2 protein-coding genes are annotated in these 19879 nt (G+C 62.1%); both read right to left on the bottom strand.

Going from position 1 to position 19879, the window contains the following annotated elements; all coding sequences use genetic code 11:
- Positions 1 to 18797 (bottom strand): non-ribosomal peptide synthase/polyketide synthase (locus ACN50D_RS30720; RefSeq protein WP_419970247.1); only part of this gene is annotated, 18797 nt, incomplete at its 3' end.
- A 457-nt stretch (positions 18798 to 19254) separates the two neighbouring features.
- On the bottom strand, positions 19255 to 19860 hold the full coding sequence (locus ACN50D_RS30725) for a 3-oxoacid CoA-transferase subunit B (RefSeq protein WP_039973146.1): 606 nt from the start codon (positions 19858 to 19860) through the stop codon (positions 19255 to 19257).
- Positions 19861 to 19879: the final 19 nt, after the last annotated feature.

The following is a 19879-nucleotide window of genomic DNA, read 5'->3' on the forward strand; positions in this document are numbered from 1 at the left end:
CGCACCGAAGGATCGGTGGCTACGGAGGAGAGCAGTCGAAGAACTCTGTCCAGCAACGCAGTTGCGTAGTCGGCATCGAAGAAGTCCGGTAGGTACCGCAGCGTCAAGTGCAACTGCTCGTCGAGTGCGATCAGCAGGGTCAACGGGTAGTTCGTGGAATCGTCCGAGGCGATGTCGTCGATCATCATTCCGTCGAGAACATCCGCCTGTGCGGCGAGGCCCTCACGGTCGACCGGGTACGACTCGAATACAACCAACGTGTCGAACAGTGTTCCGACGTCCGCTGCTTTCTGGACATCGGTCAAACCGAGATAGTGATGATCAAGCATTCTCGCCTGCTCGATCTGGACCCTGGCAACCAATTCTTCGACGGACTCCGCGGCGTCGAGGCGCACCCGCACGGGGAGGGTGTTGATGAACAACCCGACCATCGATTCGACGCCGGTGAGCGCCGGTGGCCGGCCGGACACTGTTGCACCGAAGACAACGTCGTCGGTTCCGGTCAACGCACCGAGGAGGACCGCCCACGCGCTCTGCACGATCGTGTTGGCGGTGACCCCGAGTCGTGCGGCCAGAGCGGTGAGCGCCGCGGTTGTCTCCGACGACATCGACACGTTCAGCTTCTGTGACAGCGCGGTGAATTCCTGTCCGCCTGTGACCTGAGCAAGCAGCGTCGGCTCTTCGACGCCGGAAAGCACATCCGCCCAGGCTGTGAGTGATCGATCACGATCCTGATCGACAAGCCACGCCAGGTAATTGCGATAGCTACGCACACGCGGAAGAACCGAGTCGTCACCACGCGTCGCGTAAAGCGCCAACAGGTTCTGCAAGAGCAGTGGCACCGACCAACCGTCGAGAATAATGTGGTGATTCGCCACCACCAAGCGATAGTCCCCCTCCGCCATGGTGACGAAGGTGAACCGAATCAACGGCGGTGACGCCATGTCGAAGTGTGTCGCCTGGTCAGCCGTCAAAACTTCGTTCAGAGCTGCCTCACGGTCGACGGCCGCAATATCGCTGAGATCGATGTTCCGCCACGGGACTGGAACGTCTTCGAGGACTATCTGGACCGGCGTTCCGTCGTCGTCGGCCGTGAATGCCGTTCGCAGGTTCGCATAACGGTCGATGATTCCCTGTGCTGCAGTGCGCAAGCGGTCGGCATCCACCTTCCCGGACAGAGTGAGAATCATCTGCACCGAGTAGAGGTCGACGCTGGATTCTGCCAACATCGCGTGGAAGAGCAAACCGGACTGCAGCGGTGCCAGGGGCCAGATGTCGGTCACCGTACCGAATCGATTCTCGAAGCCGTCGATATCTCGTTGGCTCACGGAGACAAGCGGCACGTCGGACGGTGTGAGTCCACCGGCTCCGACGGAGCGAGAATGCTCCGCCAGGGCAGTCAGTGCTTCGACCCAAATCTGTGCAAATGTCTCGACACTCTCGCCGTCGATGGCACCGACGGGGTATGCGAAAGAGGCCTCCAGAACAGCACCGTCTGCGCCGTCGTTGACGATCGCATTGATGTCGACGACCTTGTTTGCGGGCATGTCGACGTCTTCGGGTGCCGACACGTTGGCGAAATCGCCGGCCGGCAGCCACCCGAGTCCCTCGACGCCTGCCGGAAGATCCTCGGCGACAACTCGTCCCAGGTAGTTGAAGCTGACCTGTCCCCCGGCGAAGCGAGAAAGCACTGCGCGCGTGTCTTCGTTCAGGTAGCGCAGCAGTCCGTACCCGACGCCCTTGTCCGGGATCGCCAGCAGCTGTTCCTTCACTGCTTTGATCGCGCGTCCCGCCGAATCACCTCCGGCGAAAGCGTCACCCAGATCTACCTCGGAAAGATCGAGACTGATCGGGAAGGCAGCGGTGAACCAGCCAACGGTCCTTGACAGATCCGCGCCAGGAATCACGGCTTCTTCGCGACCGTGGCCCTCGAGTTGCAGCAAAGCAGACGTCGAGTCGATTCCGGCTCGGCGACGCCACTCGATCAGCGCGAGTGCCAGTCCAGCGAGCAGGCCGTCGTTGGCGCCGCCGTTGAAAACCTCCGGCAGCGTGGTCAACAGAGTCTCCGTCACCTGAGTGGGAACCGTCACGCTTATCCGCTGAACCGTTGCCGCAACGTCGACGGCAGAGTCGTACGCCCTCCTACCCAGCACCGGGTCCGGTGTCTGCAACACCTTCCGCCACGTATCCAGCTCGGCCACACGCGAATCCCGATGGGCCTCTTCGGACAAAGCATGAGCCCAGCGTCGCATCGACGTACCGGTCGGCTCGAGAGCAACATCCCCCGTCGCTCCGCTCGCCCCGGCCATCTGAGCCGCAGCCGACACCAGATCCGGAACGATGATTCGCCAGGAAACCCCGTCGACGATCAGGTGATGTGCAGCAATGATCAAGCGCCCGGTACGAGTGGGACCGAAGTCGACCCACACGAACTGAACCATTACGCCGTCCGCCGGATTCAACCGGCCGAGAGCCTCGTCGAGGCCCTTGGAAGCCGTGAGAACAATTGTCGACTCGTCCGCAGCCGCGTCGACATCGACGCGGCTGAGCAGATCCTCGACGTCCACGGTTCCGGGCTCGGAGACCGACATCCCCCATCCGCGACCGTCGGAGATCAGCCGCGAGCGGAACATGTCGTGGTGGTCGACGACTGCAGCGAGTGTTCGCACGATGTCGGCTCGCTGCACTCCGAGTGGAAGCTCGAGAGTCATCGTCTGTGTGAATCGGTTGTAGCTGCCACCGCGCTCGACCATGAATCGTTCGATCGGCGTCAACGGCATCCAGCCGACTCCACCGCCCGGCAACTCCTCGAGCACCACCGCGGCCTCGACGTCGGCGGCATACTTCGCCACTTCGGCCAACGCCGCGACAGTCTTGCTCTCGAAGACGTCACTGGGTGCGAATACGACCCCACGTGCCTTCGCACGAGAGACGAGTTGGATGGACATGATCGAGTCGCCGCCCTGAGCGAAGAACGAGTCGTCGGTGCCGATGCGATCCAGGCCGAGAACGTCCGCGAAGATCTCGCTCAGGATTTGTTCCATCTCGGTGACCGGGGCGCGGAATTCCTTGGTCTCGAAAACCGGTGCTGGGAGCGCTTTTCGGTCCAGCTTGCCTGCCGGACTGAGCGGCATGTCCGAGGAGACCATAACCGAAGCCGGAACCATATGGGCCGGAAGGGTTCTGGAGACAAATTCGATCAATTCCGCCGAAGTGACCGAAGCGTGCTTTCCGGTGAACACGTACGACACCAGCGCCGGGGCACCCGACGGCAGGGTCGTACCCATCGTCGCAGCGAACTCGACCTCGGGGTGTGCCGTCAGCGATGCATCGATTTCGCCCAGTTCGATACGGAAACCGCGAATCTTGACCTGGAAATCGTTGCGGCCCACGTATTCCACGGCGTAGGTGGAGGGTGCCGTTCCAGCGACCCAGCGCACCACGTCACCGGTTCGGTACATTCGCTCGCCCGGATTACCGTGCGGGTTTGCCACGAATCGATCGGCACTCAAGCCTGGACGACGATGATAGCCGCGGGTCACCTGAGGACCGGACAGATACAGCTCGCCCGAGACTCCCAGTGGAACTGGATTGAGTCGTGTGTCCAGGACGAATGCGGCCATGTCACCGATCGTGGCGCCGATGTCCATTCGGTCACCGGGCAGAAGCGGAACGCTGACGTTCGTCACGATCGTCGTCTCGGTCGGGCCGTAGACATTCAGGAATGTCCTGGGAGCCGAAGCCGACGCGGCCGATCCGTCCCCTGTCGTCCACTTGCTGATCAGCTCCGGCGAATACGCTTCGCCACCCACGCCTACCACCGTCAGGTCGTCCAGGCCGCTCGGGTCCATCGACGCCAGGGCAGCGGGTGTGATGAACGCATGCGTGACTCGTTCGCTACGGAACACCTCAGCCAGTTCGTCGCCGCCGTACACGCCAGGCGGGACGATGACCATCGTCGCGCCGGTGGCCACCGCGAGGAACAACTCGAGCATCGACGCGTCGAAACTCGGTGACGCGAAGTGCAATGTCCGCGAGGTGGGCTTCACGAGGTAGTGCGCGGCCTGCGTGACACTGAAGCTCGCCAGTCCCGCGTTGGTCGCGACAACGCCCTTCGGCAGTCCTGTCGTGCCGGAGGTGTAGATGACCCAAGCCGGATGAGCAGTCGTCAGTGGACGGACACGTTCCTCGGCATCTATTGGCGCTCCGGACACTCCGGCGATCATCTGTTCGCCGAGCGGTCCGTCCACGACCAACCACTCGACGTCGTCGGCGAGATTCGGACGTTCGACGTCGAGGGTCAGGCCAACCTTCGCACCCGAGTCGCTGAGCATGTGCGCGATACGGTCTGCCGGATAGTGCGGATCGATCGGAACGACCGCTGCCCCGGTCTTCGACACTGCCCAGACCGCGAGTACCGATTCGACGGATCTCGGAATCGACACCGCCACAAGATCTTCAGCCCCAAGACCACGGTTGATCAAAACGCGGGCCAGCTTCGACGACCACTCGTCGACCTCTCGATACGTCATGGACCTACCGGCCGCGGCCTGCGCCGTGCCGGGGTAGCGCAAAGCGACGTTGTCCGGGTAGCGCGCAGCAGCGTCGGCAAGAATCTCGGCCAACGGCGCCTGCGCTACTCCTGACGAAGCCCTTTGACTCGTCAGAACCTCACGCTCGGACGCGTCGAGGATTTCGATGTCACCCACTGAAGTTGCGGGGTCCGTCGCAATTCCGTTCAGAATGCGCATCAATCGTGCGGCGAATCCGCGGACGGTCGATTCGTCGAACAGATCCGTCGCGTACGTGAACGTCGCCGACAGCCCTTCTGATACCTCACTGATCGTGAGCTGCAGGTCGAACTTGGCCACGGTCTCGTCGATTTCGAACTCGGCCGCCGTCAGACCGGGCAGAGCCAACGAGTTCTGCCCCAGGTTCTGAAATGCCAATGCCACCTGGAACAGCGGGTGATGTGCCCTCGACCGAACGGGATCCAGCACTTCCACGAGCCGCTCGAACGGAAGGTCCGAGTGCGCGAACGCCTGAAGGTCGGTTTCCCGAGCCGAGGCCAGAAGTGTTGTGAACGCCGCCGACGGATCAACCTCGGTACGCAAAACCAGGGTGTTGACGAACATTCCGATCAAATCGTCGAGTTCGGATTCACCTCGCCCGGCCATCGGTGCACCGATGTTGATGTCCGTTGTTCCCGACAGACGAGCGAGAAGCGACGCCAGAGCCGCATGGACCACCATGAACATCGACGCATTGTGTTCCCGGCCCACGCTGATCAGCCGCTCATGCAATTCCTGACCGATCGAGAATTCGAATGTCGCTCCCTGACCGGAGAATACCGCCGGCCGAGCCCGATCCCCCGGAAGATTCAACTGTTCGGGCACGCCGTCCAGTGCTTGCGCCCAGTAAGTGATCTGTTGCGCGATGACGGACTGCGGATCGTCCTCGGACCCGAGAACCTCACGCTGCCACAACGAGTAATCGGCATACTGCACCGGCAACGGCGTCCAGGTCGGAGCCTGGCCGTTGGTTCGGGCGTAGTAGGCGGTCATGACGTCGCGGGTCAGCGGGCCCATCGAGAAACCGTCGGTCGAGATGTGATGCACCACGAATACCAGAACGTGCTCGTCGGCCTTGATCTGGAAAAGCTTGGCGCGCAACGGCACCTCGGCCGTCACGTCGAAGCCTGCCGCTACGAAGTTCGTTACCTCGGAAACGATCTCCGAATCCGAGACCGAGGTTGCAGCGAGGTTCACGTCGACATCAGCCGGTGCAACGATCTTCTGGTAGCCGACGCCGTCGACCTCGGGGTAGACCGTGCGCAGAACCTCGTGGCGGCCGATAACGTCGGCGACCGCTTGCTCCAGCCCCGAGACGTCCAGTTCTCCGGTGAGAGTTATCGCAACCGGGACGTTGTTCCCTGCCGAGCTCGTATCCAACTGGTTGAGGAACCACATGCGCTGCTGCGCCAACGACAACGGCACCCGAACCGGACGCACCTGCGCAGTCAACGCCGCACGTGAACCGCCACCGACATGAGAACCCAAACGAGCAGCCAACGCCTCCACCGTCGACGCCTCGAACAACTCCCGCACCGACACCGAAGCATCCAACGCCTGACCCAACCGAGACGTCACCTGCGTCGCAATCAGCGAATTACCACCGAGCGCGAAGAAATCATCATCCAAACCAACACGCTCGACGCCCAGAACATCCGCAAACGTCTGCGCAACAACCTCTTCCACCACCGACGTCGGAGCACGGAACACCGCAACCTGCAACGACGGAACCGGCAACGCCCGACGATCCAACTTCCCGTTCACCGTCAACGGAATCGAATCCAACACCACAAACGCCGACGGCACCATGTACTCCGGCAACAACGAACCCACACCGGTGCGGACATCGTCGACCGAAACGCTCACACCCGCAGCCGGAACCACATACGCCACCAACCGCTGATCACCCGGAGAATCCTCACGAACAACCACCGCCGTCTGCGCCACCGACACATCCGCCAACACCGCAGACTCGATCTCACCGATCTCGATCCGGAAACCACGGATCTTCACCTGATCATCCGCGCGACCCAGATACTCCAAATCACCAGCACTGTTCCACGAAGCGACGTCACCCGTGCGGTACAACACCTCGCCGGCATTGAACGGATTCGCCACAAACCGCGTCGACGTCAACCCCGCCTGACCCAGATAACCCCGAGCCAACTGAACACCAGAGACATACATCTCACCCGCGACACCAACAGGCACCGGAGCCAAACGCGTATCGAGCACGAACACCTGCAGACCCGAAATAGCCTGACCCACAACACTCGCCGACGCATCCGCCGCCAACGCAGCATCCAACACACGATGGCTCACATGCACCGTCGTCTCCGTGATGCCGTACATGTTCACCAACGTCGGCGCGAAGTCACCGCGGCGGCCGTACCAATCCGACAAGCGACGCAGCTCGAGCGCCTCGCCGCCGAAAACAACCCACCGCAACGACAACTCAGCGGCCCGACCGGATTCCGACGCCAACCGATCAGCCTCAGCCAACTGATAGAACGCCGACGGCGTCTGATTGAGCACCGTCACCCGCTCAGCAGCAAGCAACTCCAAGAACTGCTCCGGCGACCGCGACGTCACATAATCCACAACCACCAACGTGCCGCCGTACAACAGCGGACCCCACAACTCCCACACCGAGAAGTCGAACGCATAACTGTGGAACATCGTCCACACATCGGATTCGTCGAACCCGTACACACCCTCAGTATTCGCAAACAACTTCGCCACCGTCGTGTGCGGAACCTGCACACCCTTCGGGCGACCCGTCGAACCCGACGTGTAAATCACATACGCAACATTCGACGACCGCAACGGCGCAACACGATCCGCATCCGAAACCACCGAACCATCGAACTCCGACACATCCACCGCGTCGATATCAACCACAGGCAAACCAGCGGGCAACACCAACTCACGCCCGGACCACGAAATCGCAGCCACCGGAGCAGCATCAGCCAACATGAACTCGACACGATCAGCCGGATACGACGGATCCACCGGCAAATACCCCGCACCGGACTTCACCACCGCCAACAACGCCACCACAAGATCCGCCGACCGCGGCAACGCCACCGCCACCAACGACTCCGGACCACAACCCTGAGCAATCAACCTGCGCGCCAAACGATTAGCCCGCACCGACAACTCACCATACGACAACGACTCGCCACCGAACCGCACCGCAACCCGATCACCAAACCGCGCAGCAGCATCATCGAACCACGCCGACAACGTCGAATCCACACCATGATCGATCTGGCCGGCACTGAAGCGGGACAGCAGGTTTCGTTCTCCATCGACCAAGATGTCAACGTCACCCACCGCTACGGTGGGATCAGCAGTCACCGCACGGAAGGTCCTTACCAGCCGATCACCGAATTCCACAACGGTCGACTCGTCGAACAGATCCGTCGCATACGTCAAAGAGGCGGACATTCCGGCGGGTGCGCCGGCCTCGTCGGTTCGTTCGGTCAGGGTCAACTGGAGGTCGAATTTCGCCAACGCAAGATCGGCACTTTCGATCGACACTTCGAGGTCGCCCAGTTCGAGCGTTGTCTGTTCGTGGTTCTGGAACGTCAACGCCACCTGGAACAACGGATGACGAGCCTGCGAACGAACCGGATCGAGAACCTCCACCACACGCTCGAACGGAACATCCGCATGCGCGAACGCCTGCAAATCCACCTCACGCGCCGAAGCCAACAGATCCGTGAACGACATCGACGGATCAACCTCGGTGCGCAACACCAAAGTGTTGACGAACATACCGATCAGATCGTCGAGCTGCGCCTCACCGCGACCCGCGATCGGTGTACCGATCGCGATGTCGGTCGTTGCGGACAAACGAGAAAGTACGACGGCGAGCGCTGCGTGAACAACCATGAACGGTGTCGAGTTACTGCTGTGCGCAATCGAATTGACAGCTTCGTGCAGGGTGGCGTCGATATCGAACTCGACCTCGGCTCCGCGCCCTGAAGCGACCTCGGGACGCGGACGATCGGCAGGCAGATCCAACTGCTCCGGAAGATCAGCCAACGCATCCGACCAGAACGCAATCTGCTTCGCGATCACGGACCGCGGATCGTCCTCGGACCCGAGAACCTCACGCTGCCACAACGAGTAATCGGCGTACTGCACCGGCAACGGCGTCCAAGCCGGCACCGACGCTCGTGTACGTGCTTCGTAGGCAACCATCACGTCACGGGTCAACGGACCCATCGAGAAACCGTCGGTCGAGATGTGATGCACGACGAACACCAGGACGTATTCGCTGTCGCCGACTTTGAAGAGCTTGGCGCGCAACGGGACTTCGGACGTCACGTCGAAGCCGACTGTCGCCAGCTCGGCGACGCCCGCAGCCAGGCGATCTTCCGTGATCGATACGGGGCTGAGATCGACGACAACGTCTTGGACGTCGAGGACGTCCTGATAGCCGACGCCGTCGACGTCTGGATACACAGTTCGCAGTGATTCGTGTCGGCCCACGACATCGATCACGGCGGCGTCAAGAGCTGCCACATCGAGGGCGCCCGAAATCCTGATCGCCGCCGGGACGTTGTTCACTGCCGACGCGGGTTCGAACCTGTTCAGGAACCACATGCGCTGCTGCGCCAACGAAAGTGGGATCCGAGCTGGCCGGGGCTGCTGCACCAGTGGGGCGGTGGCGCCCGAACCGGCGTGCAGCTCGAGCCGGACGGCGAGTGACTGCACGGTCGACGCTTCGAAGAGCGCACGAACCGGAACGCTTGTGTCGAGCGCCTCTCCCAGCCGAGCGGCGACACGGGTCGCGATCAACGAGTTGCCGCCGAGTTCGAAGAAATCGTCGTCGCGGCCAACCTGTGCGACTCCGAGAACTTCGGAGAACACCTGCGCGACAGTCTCTTCGACGGTCGTGATCGGCGCCTGGTACACCTTGGACTCGAATACGGGCGAGGGCAGAGCCTTGATGTCCGTCTTGCCCGCGGTGGTCAACGGAATCGAATCGAGCACCAGTACCGAGTCGGGAACCATGTAGCCGGTCAGGAACGTCGACACCGACTCGATGACCTGTGCGGGATCCACCTCGGCGCCGGCCTGCGGCACGACGTATGCAACGAGACGATCTCCGAAGTGATCGTCGGAACGAACGAGAGCAACAGCTTGCGCAACTCCCGCGCAACGGGTCAGCGCGGCCTCGATCTCGCCGAGTTCGATACGGAACCCACGGATCTTGACCTGGAAGTCACTGCGGCCCACGTACTCCACTGCGCCACCGTCGATCCACCGGACCACGTCACCCGTGCGGTACAACCGCTCTCCCGGCGCCCCGAACGGGTCTGCGACAAAACGACCCGCTGTCAATGCCGGCTGTCCCAGGTATCCACGAGCGACCTGAACACCCGACACGTACAACTCACCTGCGACACCAACCGGAACGGGCTGCAAGCGGCCGTCCAAGATCCGCGCGGCCATTCCCCGAATCGGGCCGCCGATGTTCATACGATCAAACGCGGTCAGCGTATCGCTGATGTTCGAGGCGACTGTCGACTCCGTCGGACCGTACGCATTGAAGAATCCACGCACACCGCCATCCGGAAGCGGCACCGCCCACTTGGCAACGAGAGACCGCGAACTGGCTTCGCCACCGACGACAACCACCCGCAACGCGTCGAGCCCGCTCGGATCCACTGATGCCAGCGCAGCGGGCGTCACGAACGCATGCGTCACGCCCTCCGAGCGCAAGATCTCGGCCAATTCCGCGCCGCCGTACACCGTCGTCGGCGCAATCACCATCGTCGACGCGGAGCCGAATGCCATCAGCAACTCGAGGACAGACGCATCGAAACTCGGCGAGGCGAAATGCAGCGTCCGAGCATCCGCGGTCAGCGCATAGCGCTCGACCTGCTCGGCACAGAAATTCGCCACACCGGCGTTGGTGACCACAACGCCCTTGGGCAGACCTGTGGTGCCGGACGTGTAGATGACGTACGCAGGCTGCCGCTCGTCGATCGCACTACGTCGATCCGAATCACTCACCGGCGCGCAGGATTCTGCCGCGCACGCCGCCACTGTCTTCTCGTCGTCGAGAACAACCCACGTCAACGCCGACGGCAATCCTGCCTCGACGTCACTGAGCGCAAGACCCAGCACCGCACCGGAATCGGAGATCATGTGGGCGATACGGTCAACCGGATACGTCGGGTCGACTGGTACGAACGCAGCACCCGTTTTCGCCACTGCCCACAGAGCGAGAACCGAATCGGCCGAACGCGGAATCGCGATCGCGACCCGATCCTCCGGCCCGACGCCCTTCTCAATCAGAACACGAGCGAGTCGCGACGACCGCTCGTCGAGTTCGCGGTAGCTGATTGACTGACCGTCGAAGCGAATCGCATCCGCCGACGGATCCACAGCGGCCGCCGCTGTGAGGATCTCGACCAGGGTTCCCGAGACCGACTGACCTCCATGAACATCGGCCAGCACACCCCGCTCGGCCGCATCGAGAATATCGATGTCACCGACGACAATCGAAGGAACCGACACGACGGTCTCGAGGATACGAACCAGACGCCGAGCAAACCCTTCGACCGTCGAAACGTCGAACAGATCGGCAGCAAACGTGAATTCGGCCGAGAGCCCTTGCTGGATCCCGTCTTCGCCGATCGACTCGGTTACTGCGAGTTCGAGGTCGAACTTGGCAGTGGTCGTGTCGATTTCGGCGGCCTTGATCGCCAGTCCCGGCAGTTCCAATGCCGTTTGCGCGAGATTCTGCAAGGACAGCACGACCTGGAACAGCGGATGTCTGGCCTGCGACCGGGCGGGAGCCAAGACGTCCACCAACCGCTCGAAGGGCACGTCCGAGTGAGCGAACGCTCCGAGCGCAGAATCACTCGCCGCAGCCAGCAGATCCGTGAATGCCTGGGCCGGGTCGACCTCGGTCCGCAGAACAAGCGTGTTGACGAACATGCCGACGAGATCGTCGAGCGTCTCGTCGCCACGACCGGCAACGGGAGTGCCCACGGCGATGTCCGAGGTTCCGCTCAGTCGGGCCATCAGAACGGCAAGCGCCGAGTGCAACGCCATGAAGAGCGTCGCGTTGTTCTCCCGTGCCAGCGCGTCCAATCGACGGTGCACATCCCCGGAGATCTCGAACGCGAATCGCTCGCCGCGCATCGACGCGACATCAGGCCGAGACCGGTCCGACGGAAGCTCGATCACATCCGGTAGGTCTGCCAGAGTCTCGGTCCAGTACGAGATCTGCTGCGAGATCAGTGATTCCGAGTCGTCTTCCGACCCCAGAACCTCACGCTGCCACAACGAATAGTCGGCGTACTGCACAGTCAACGGCTGCCACGCCGGCGCGATCCCGTCCTTGCGTGCCGAGTAGGCAATCATGACATCGCGAGCCAGGGGCGCCATCGACCAACCGTCAGCGGCGATGTGATGAACCACGATCGCGAGGGTGTGCTCGGTGTCGCTGACCGTCAACAGGCGGACACGGATCGGCACGTCGACGGTGACGTCGATCGCTGAGGATCCGATTGCAGCGACTCGACCTTCGAGCTCGTCCGGATCCGAAACCGACTCCACGGTCAGCCCGCCGAACGCCTCCGAGAGCGACAGAATCGACTGCTTCGGTCCGGAAGCCCCGTCCGGATATACCGTTCGGAGCACCTCATGCCGGGCCAGTACGTCCTCCAGCGCCATTTCCATCGCGGCAGTATCGAGATGACCAGTCAGGTGCAGAGCAAAAGTGATGTTGTAAGCAGCTGAGTCGGTGTCGAAGCGGTTCAGGAACCACATGCGCTGCTGCGCCAGCGACAACGGAATTTCCGCGGGACGCACCTGTGCGACGAGCGCCTTCTGCCCGCCGCTACCTACGTGCGACTCGATGTGTGCGGCGAGCGCCTCGACGGTGGAAACGTCGAACAGCGTTCGCACCGGCACCGTAGTGTCGAGCGCCCGCCCCAATCGGGAGGTGACCTGAGTGGCCACCAGGGAGTTGCCACCGAGTTCAAAGAAGTCGTCGTCGAGGCCGACTCGTTCCACTCCGAGAACATCCGCAATCACCTGCGCGACAATCTCTTCCACCGGCGTGGTGGGTGCACGAAACTCGCGGACCTCGAAAACAGGCTCCGGCAAAGCCCGGCGATCCAATTTGCCCACCGGGGTCAACGGAACCTCAGCGAGTTCCATGATGACGGACGGAACCATGTAGCTCGGCAGAGCCTCCGCCACGAACGAGGCGAGCACGTCCCGATCGAAACTCGACCCGTCAGCCAGTTCGACGTAGGAAACGAGGGTTGTGATACCCGCCGCGCCTTCGCTTCCGACCGTCACCGCGAAGCGCACAGACTCGTGCGAGGACAGAACTGCGTCGATCTCACCGAGTTCGATACGGAATCCGCGAACCTTGACCTGGAAGTCACTGCGGCCGACGTATTCGAGAACCCCCGCGTCACCGCGCGCGTCTCCGCCGGTCCAGCGCACGACATCGCCGGTCCGGTACATTCGCTCGCCATCCGGCGAATACGGGTTGGCGACAAACCGTTCCGCAGAAAGGCCTCGCCGCTCATGGTAGCCGCGAGCCAATGCAGCGCCCGCAAAGTAGAGCTCTCCCCTGGTACCGACTGGAACAGGATGCAGACGCTCGTCGAGTACCAGTGCCGACATGCCCTCGACGGGACGCCCGATGTCGATCGATCGGCCGATCGCGAGATCGCCGAACGACGAGATGATAGTGGTCTCGGTCGGACCATACCCATTGAAGTAGGCGCGCCCTGGGGCCCATTTCGCCAGCAACTCGGGAGTGGTCACGTCACCGCCGACGGAGACGACTCGCAATTCAGGCAGCTCTGCCGGCTCCATGGTCCCGAGTACTGCGGGAGTGATGATCGCGTGTGTGACCTTCTCGGAATGAAGAAGATCCGACAACTCGTGTCCACCGATAATTGTCGACGGAACGATCACCAAAGTTGCACCCGCGGAGAAGGCGACCATCCATTCGAGTACCGACGGGTCGAAGCTCGGTGAACAGATATGGAGGAAGCGCGAGGACTGTTCTACCCCGTAGCGACGCTGTGCTGCGTCTCTGACGCCACGGAGTCCACCGTGAGTGACGCTGACACCCTTCGGTTTTCCCGTGGAACCGGATGTGTAAATGACATATGCAACGTGAGAACTGTGAATCGGAGCGATTCGGTCCTCGTCCGTGACCGGCGCTGAAGATTGCGCCGACAGTTCTCCGTTCAGCGCCTGGCCGTCAAGGACCAACCATTCTGTGACCGCAGGAAGCTGATCTACGAACTGTCCCGACGTGAGTCCGATCGCGGCCGAAGAATCGGCCAGCATGTGCCGGACACGATCTTCCGGATAACTCGGGTCGACTGGGACGTATGCCGCCCCTGACTTCGCCACCGCCCATACTGCACAGACCATCTCGTACGAGCGAGGAAAGGCGAGAGCAACAATGGTCTCGGGGCCGGCGCCACGTCCGATCAGAACCCGTGCGAGCTTCGACGACTGCTCATCGAGCTCTCGATAGGTGATCGATCGACCCTCGAAGCGCACAGCAACCGAATCCGCCTCAGCCGTGCCGGACAGGAAGATGTCGACGAGACTCTGCCGGGGCATCGTGTCATCCGCGGCTACGACCGTCAGATCGGTGCGCTCGGAGCGTGAGAGCAGGTCGATATCGCCGACGATCGTTTCAGGTCGGGTAGCCACGGCATCGAGGATGCGCACGAACCGAGTAGCGAAAGTGTTCACCGTGGCCGGATCGAACAGGTCCGTGGCATAGGTGAAGGTGGCGCTCAAGACGTCCGAGTCTTCGCTGCCTTCAGGATTCTCGGACACCATGAGCTCGAGATCGAATTTGGCGACCGGTACTTCCAATTCAGCTGCAACTGCTTTGACACCTGAGAATTCCAGTTCGCGTCGTCCACTGATCTCCGCAGTGAGCGCAACCTGGAACAGCGGGTGACGAGCCTGCGAACGCGCCGGACTCAGGACTTCGACCAACCGCTCGAACGGCACATCGGCATGCCCGTAGGCAGACAAGCCCGATTCCCTTACCCGAGCGAGCAACTCTTCGAATCGTTCGTTCGGATCGACCTCGGTGCGAAGCACCAGGGTGTTCACGAACATGCCGATCACGTCGTTGAGCGCTTGATCGCCTCGCCCGCCGATCGGGGCACCGATCGCGATGTCGGAGGTACCACTGAGCCGGCTCAACAGCGTTGCATATGCCGCCTGCAACACCATGAACAGCGAGACGCTCCTCGAGCGCGCCAACTCGTTCAACTTGCGCGTCGTGCGTTCGCTGATCTGAAAATGGTGCTTGGCACCGTGATTGGACGCGATGGCCGGACGAGGTCGGTCGGTCGGCAGATCCAACTGATCCGGCAGATCGGCAAGTGCCCGGCGCCAGAAGTTGATCTGGCGAGACGACTCCGAGCGCGGGTCTTCGTCGGATCCCAGTGCTTCGCGCTGCCACAGGGCGTAGTCGGCGTACTGAATCGGCAGCGGCGTCCACGCCGGCGCAGACTTCTCACTTCGCGCCGAGTAGGCGACGAGAAGGTCACGTGCGAGCGGACGGAACGACAGTCCGTCTGCAGCGATGTGATGGAGAACCATCACCAGGACGTAGTCCGTCGGAGACACCTCGAAGAGGGCAACCCGTACCGGGATTTCGAGCGTCACGTCGAAGCCGCGAGACGCCACGTCGAACAGCGCCGCGTCGAGATGCGAATTCCGAATCTTGACCGGATTCAACTCCACCGCGGCCCGGTCGACCGGCAGAACCAGCTGTTGCGCGGTTCCGTCGACATCAGGGTAGATCGTCCGCAAGGACTCGTGTCGCTCGAGAAGATCCATCACCGCGGCATGCAGGGCGGACGGGTCCACCGAACCGGTGAGCCGGACCGTGAACGGAAGATTGTAGGCGGGCGTCGACGGATCGAGACGGTTGATGAACCACATGCGCTGCTGCGCAAGCGAGAGCGGGACGACCTCGGGACGAGGCTTGGCGATCAGCGGGGTGAGCTGCCTGGCGTTGCCCGCCACCGACTCGGCGCGGGCCGCCAGGGTGGCGACCGTGGTGGATTCGAAGAGCTCTCGAACGCCGAGTTGCACTCCCAATGCCGAACCCACTCGCGTCACCAATTGTGTTGCAACCAGAGAGTTTCCACCGAGCTCGAAGAAGTCGTCATCGATACCGACGCGCTCGACACCGAGAACGTCGGCAAACACGTCCGCCACGATGCGTTCGATTTCGGTGCGGGGCTCGCGGTACTGCTTTGCACTCGCGAACACCGGCTCGGGCAACCCGGCACGATCCAATTTGCCACTCGTGTTGAGCGGCAACGCATCGAGCACCATCAACGCGGCCGGAACCATGTACGACGGGAGGCTTCGGCCGGCGAACTCACTGAGGACCGCAGCATCGATGTTTCGGCCTGGACCCGGCACGACGTAGCCGACCAATTGATCACCGGTCGGGGTGACGGTCACCAAAACGACAGCCTGCGAAACGTCGGGGTGCGCCAGAAGGACGGTCTCGATCTCGCCGAGTTCGATGCGCTGCCCGCGGAACTTCACCTGGAAGTCTGTACGCCCGATGTAGTCGAGATTTCCGTCCTCACGGCGACGAACGAGGTCGCCGGTCCGGTACATACGCTCACCGGCCGTGCCGTACGGATTGGCTACGAACCGATCCGAGCTCAGGTCCGGTCGACCAACGTATCCGCGCGCGAGTTGAACGCCGGCGAGATAGAGCTCACCCGGCTGCCCGATGGGGGTCGGGCGAAGTTGTCCGTCCAGTACGTGCGCCTGAGTGTTCCACTGCGGCATACCGATCGGCACGGAAGTAGTATCCGTGGCCACGGCCTCGTAGTACGTGACCGATACCGCGGCTTCGGTCGGACCGTACAGGTTGTGCAGTCCGGCTCCACAGAGTTCGCGGAAGGCGGAAGACGTCTCGGGCGGGAGCGCCTCGCCGATGACGAACACGTGGCGCAACGAATCACAAGATCCGGCAGGTGCATTCGCAGTGAACAGCGTGAGCATGGATGGCACGAAGTCGGTGATCGTGACGCCGAGCTCCGCGATCTTGTTCGCCACGTAGATCGGGTCTCGATGACCGTCCGGAGTCGCGACGACGAGCGTGGCGCCGACCTGCAACGGCATGAAAAATCCCCACAGCGACACGTCGAATGTCGTAGCGGTCTTCTGCAGGTAGATGTCCGACGCCGAAAGCCCGTACTCGGCGTTCATCCACTGAAGCTGATTGTTGATCGCCGCGTGAGTGACCGCGACACCCTTGGGTCGACCGGTCGAACCCGAGGTGTAGATCACGTACGCAGTGTTCGAGAAATGCAAGGGAGACAGGCGATCCGCGTTGACGATCGGTCTGCTGTCGAGCTGCCCATAGTCCAGTGTGTCGATCTCGATGACCCGTGTGCCCGAGGGCAGATCCACGTCGTCCCGCGCAGTGGTCACAACACACGTGGGCTGCGCCGACTCGAGAATGTAGGCGGTGCGGTCGGCTGGGTGGTCGGGATCCACCGGTACCCAGGCTCCGCCGGCCTTGGCAATCGCGTACAGACCGACCATCAAGTCCAAAGACCTGCGGATCGACAGTCCTACAAGCGATTCGGGCCCAACACCCATGGCAATGAGTTGACGAGCCAAACCATTTGCGCGAGAGTCGAATTCGGCGTACGTGAGGCTGGCGCCTTCGAAAACGACAGCGGTGGCATCGGGAGTTCTCTCGACCTGACGCTCGAACGCTTCGGTGATGGTCTGCGAGGTAACGTGGAAGCCGGTGCGGTTCCACAAGGCAACCTTGTTTCGCTCCTCGTCAGTTGCGACAGGAAGATCCCAGACCTTGCGGCTCGTTTCGGCCGAGACGAACTTCTCGAGAAACTCCACGAACCGCGAGTGATTTCGCTGGGCGTCCGCGGGCGCATACAGATTGGGATTCGACTCGAAGTCGATGTGTGTGCGGGTATCGCCGACGCTCTGATACAGGTTGACACCGAGGTCTTCGATCAAACCCGTGGACAAGATGTGAAGTTCGCCGACGAGGGGCCCGAACGCCAACTCGGTGGAAAACATCATGATGTTGATCCAGGGGCCGAAGAATCCGCCCCGGCCCGGCCCGTCCCCGCCGCGAACCATGTCCTCGTGTCGGTATCGCTGGTGGCGCAGTGCGCCGGACATTTCGTTCCTGACATCGTCCAGAAGCTCCTGGACGGTGGTGTCCGAGGTGACGGTCAGGCGCAGCGGCACGACGTTGGAGACCATGCCTCCGGATCGACGCAGCACGGCTGTTGTTCGACCGGAAACGGGCAGACTCAGCGACACGTCCTCTCGTCCGGTCATCTGAGCGAGGTACGCCGCAAACGCCGCGACGACAGTGCCGGCAACAGTGGTCTTCTCGATGCGCTCGAGGAACCGCCCGAGCAGAGCCTCGACGTGGTTGGACAGCGCTGCACTGTCGATCCGACTGACTGGAGCAGGCGCGGCACTTCGACCCGCGAGGCTCGAGATCTCGTCGAGATTCTCGATCTTGTCTGCCCAGTACTTGCGATCGGTTTCGAAACGACTCGACTGGCGGTACTTGTTGTCCACCTCGTAGACGTTCCGGAGATCGGAGGCCTCACTCGGCTCCGGATCCCGGCCCTCCACGCGCGCCGAGTACAGCTCCGCCACACGAGTGACGAACGTCGACGCACCGAATCCGTCGAGAATTGTGTGGTGGACCCGCGTGTACCAGTAGTAGCGATTCTCGCCGAGCCGCAGGATCGTGGCAGAGATCAAGCGGTCCGTGAGCATGTCGATCGGCCGGCTGCGATCTGCTCGCATCCACCGCATGGCAGCGTCGTGCGAGTCGTCTTCACTACGAAGGTCGACGTAACCGACCGAATCATCGAGTGTGGGGTCGATGATCTGGTAAGGCTGGGCGTCGATCTCGAAGATCCGGACGAAGGCCGACCCGATTTCGCGACCGGCGTCTGCGCAGGCCTGCCGAAGGGCGTCAAGTTCCAGAGCACCACGGAGTTCGACGTACTGAGCGATGTTGACCGGAACGGCGGGATCGAGGTGTTGCGCGAACCACATACCGAGCTGGGCCGCGGAAAGCGGGAATGCGTCGGATCGCTGAACGTCTTCCGGCGAGCTGCCGACCTCCGGCTTGCCGCTCCCCAGTTCTCCGTTACCCAGCGAATTCACGCCCACAGCCTCTCTTCCACACCATTGCGCACCCGTGCGAGCCGAACGTCCGATTCGCAGCAGCTACCGACCTCATCCAACCTCGACGAGCCAGAACCACCCATTGTCTCCGATACATAGGTGACAAGAGAAATCCATACCCCGGTGTATCGATGGTTTTGTTGCAATTCGTTACAAATCGCCCAGCTCATCTACCCCCCGATCGCATTGCCGAAACGCACCGTTCAGACGCGGCGCGCGACACCTCACCCCCTGGGACAATCAATTGCAACCGACGATCTACACCCCAACCCACATCAGTCACCTCGGACAATTTACAGGGCCGCCAGGTACTGGGTGTCTGAGCTCGAACAAGATTCGACAGTCGCTGATCGAGACTATCGGTACTCGCCGACAGACCGACGAAAGAACGCGCCGACCAGCGGTCGGCGCGTTCTTCGATTTACGGTACGAAGCTTCAGGAAAAGCCCACACCAGTCACACTCTTCAGGTGCTCGCTGCTGACCCCTGGAGCTAGCTCCACAAGCTGCAGCCCGTCCGCGGTGACGTCCAGCACTGCCAGGTCGGTGATGATCCGGTTGACGACGCTCTGACCGGTAAGCGGCAGTGTGCACGCCTCGACGATCTTGGGATTGCCGTCGCGGTCGGTGTGCTCCATCACGACGATGACGCGGCGGGCACCGTGGACCAGGTCCATCGCCCCGCCCATACCCTTCACCATCTTGCCCGGCACCATCCAGTTGGCAAGGTCACCGGTCTTCGATACCTGCATCCCGCCGAGCACCGCGGTGTCGATGTGACCACCCCGGATCATGCCGAAGGAGAGAGCCGAGTCGAAGAACGCGGCACCTGAATTGACGGTGACGGTTTCTTTACCGGCATTGATGAGGTCGGCATCGACCTGATCATCGGTCGGATACGGTCCGGTACCAAGGATGCCGTTCTCGCTGTGGAGGACCACCTTGACGCCCTCGGGCAGGTAACTGGGGATCAGCGTCGGCAGGCCGATGCCGAGGTTGACGTACTCCCCCGGCCGCATCTCGGCGGCCGCGCGAGCGGCCATCTCGTGGCGAGTCCAACCG

Origin of the sequence: Rhodococcus sp. SB1D (assembly GCF_048573875.1) — a bacterium.
Classification (GTDB): Bacteria; Actinomycetota; Actinomycetes; order Mycobacteriales; family Mycobacteriaceae; genus Rhodococcus_F; species Rhodococcus_F qingshengii.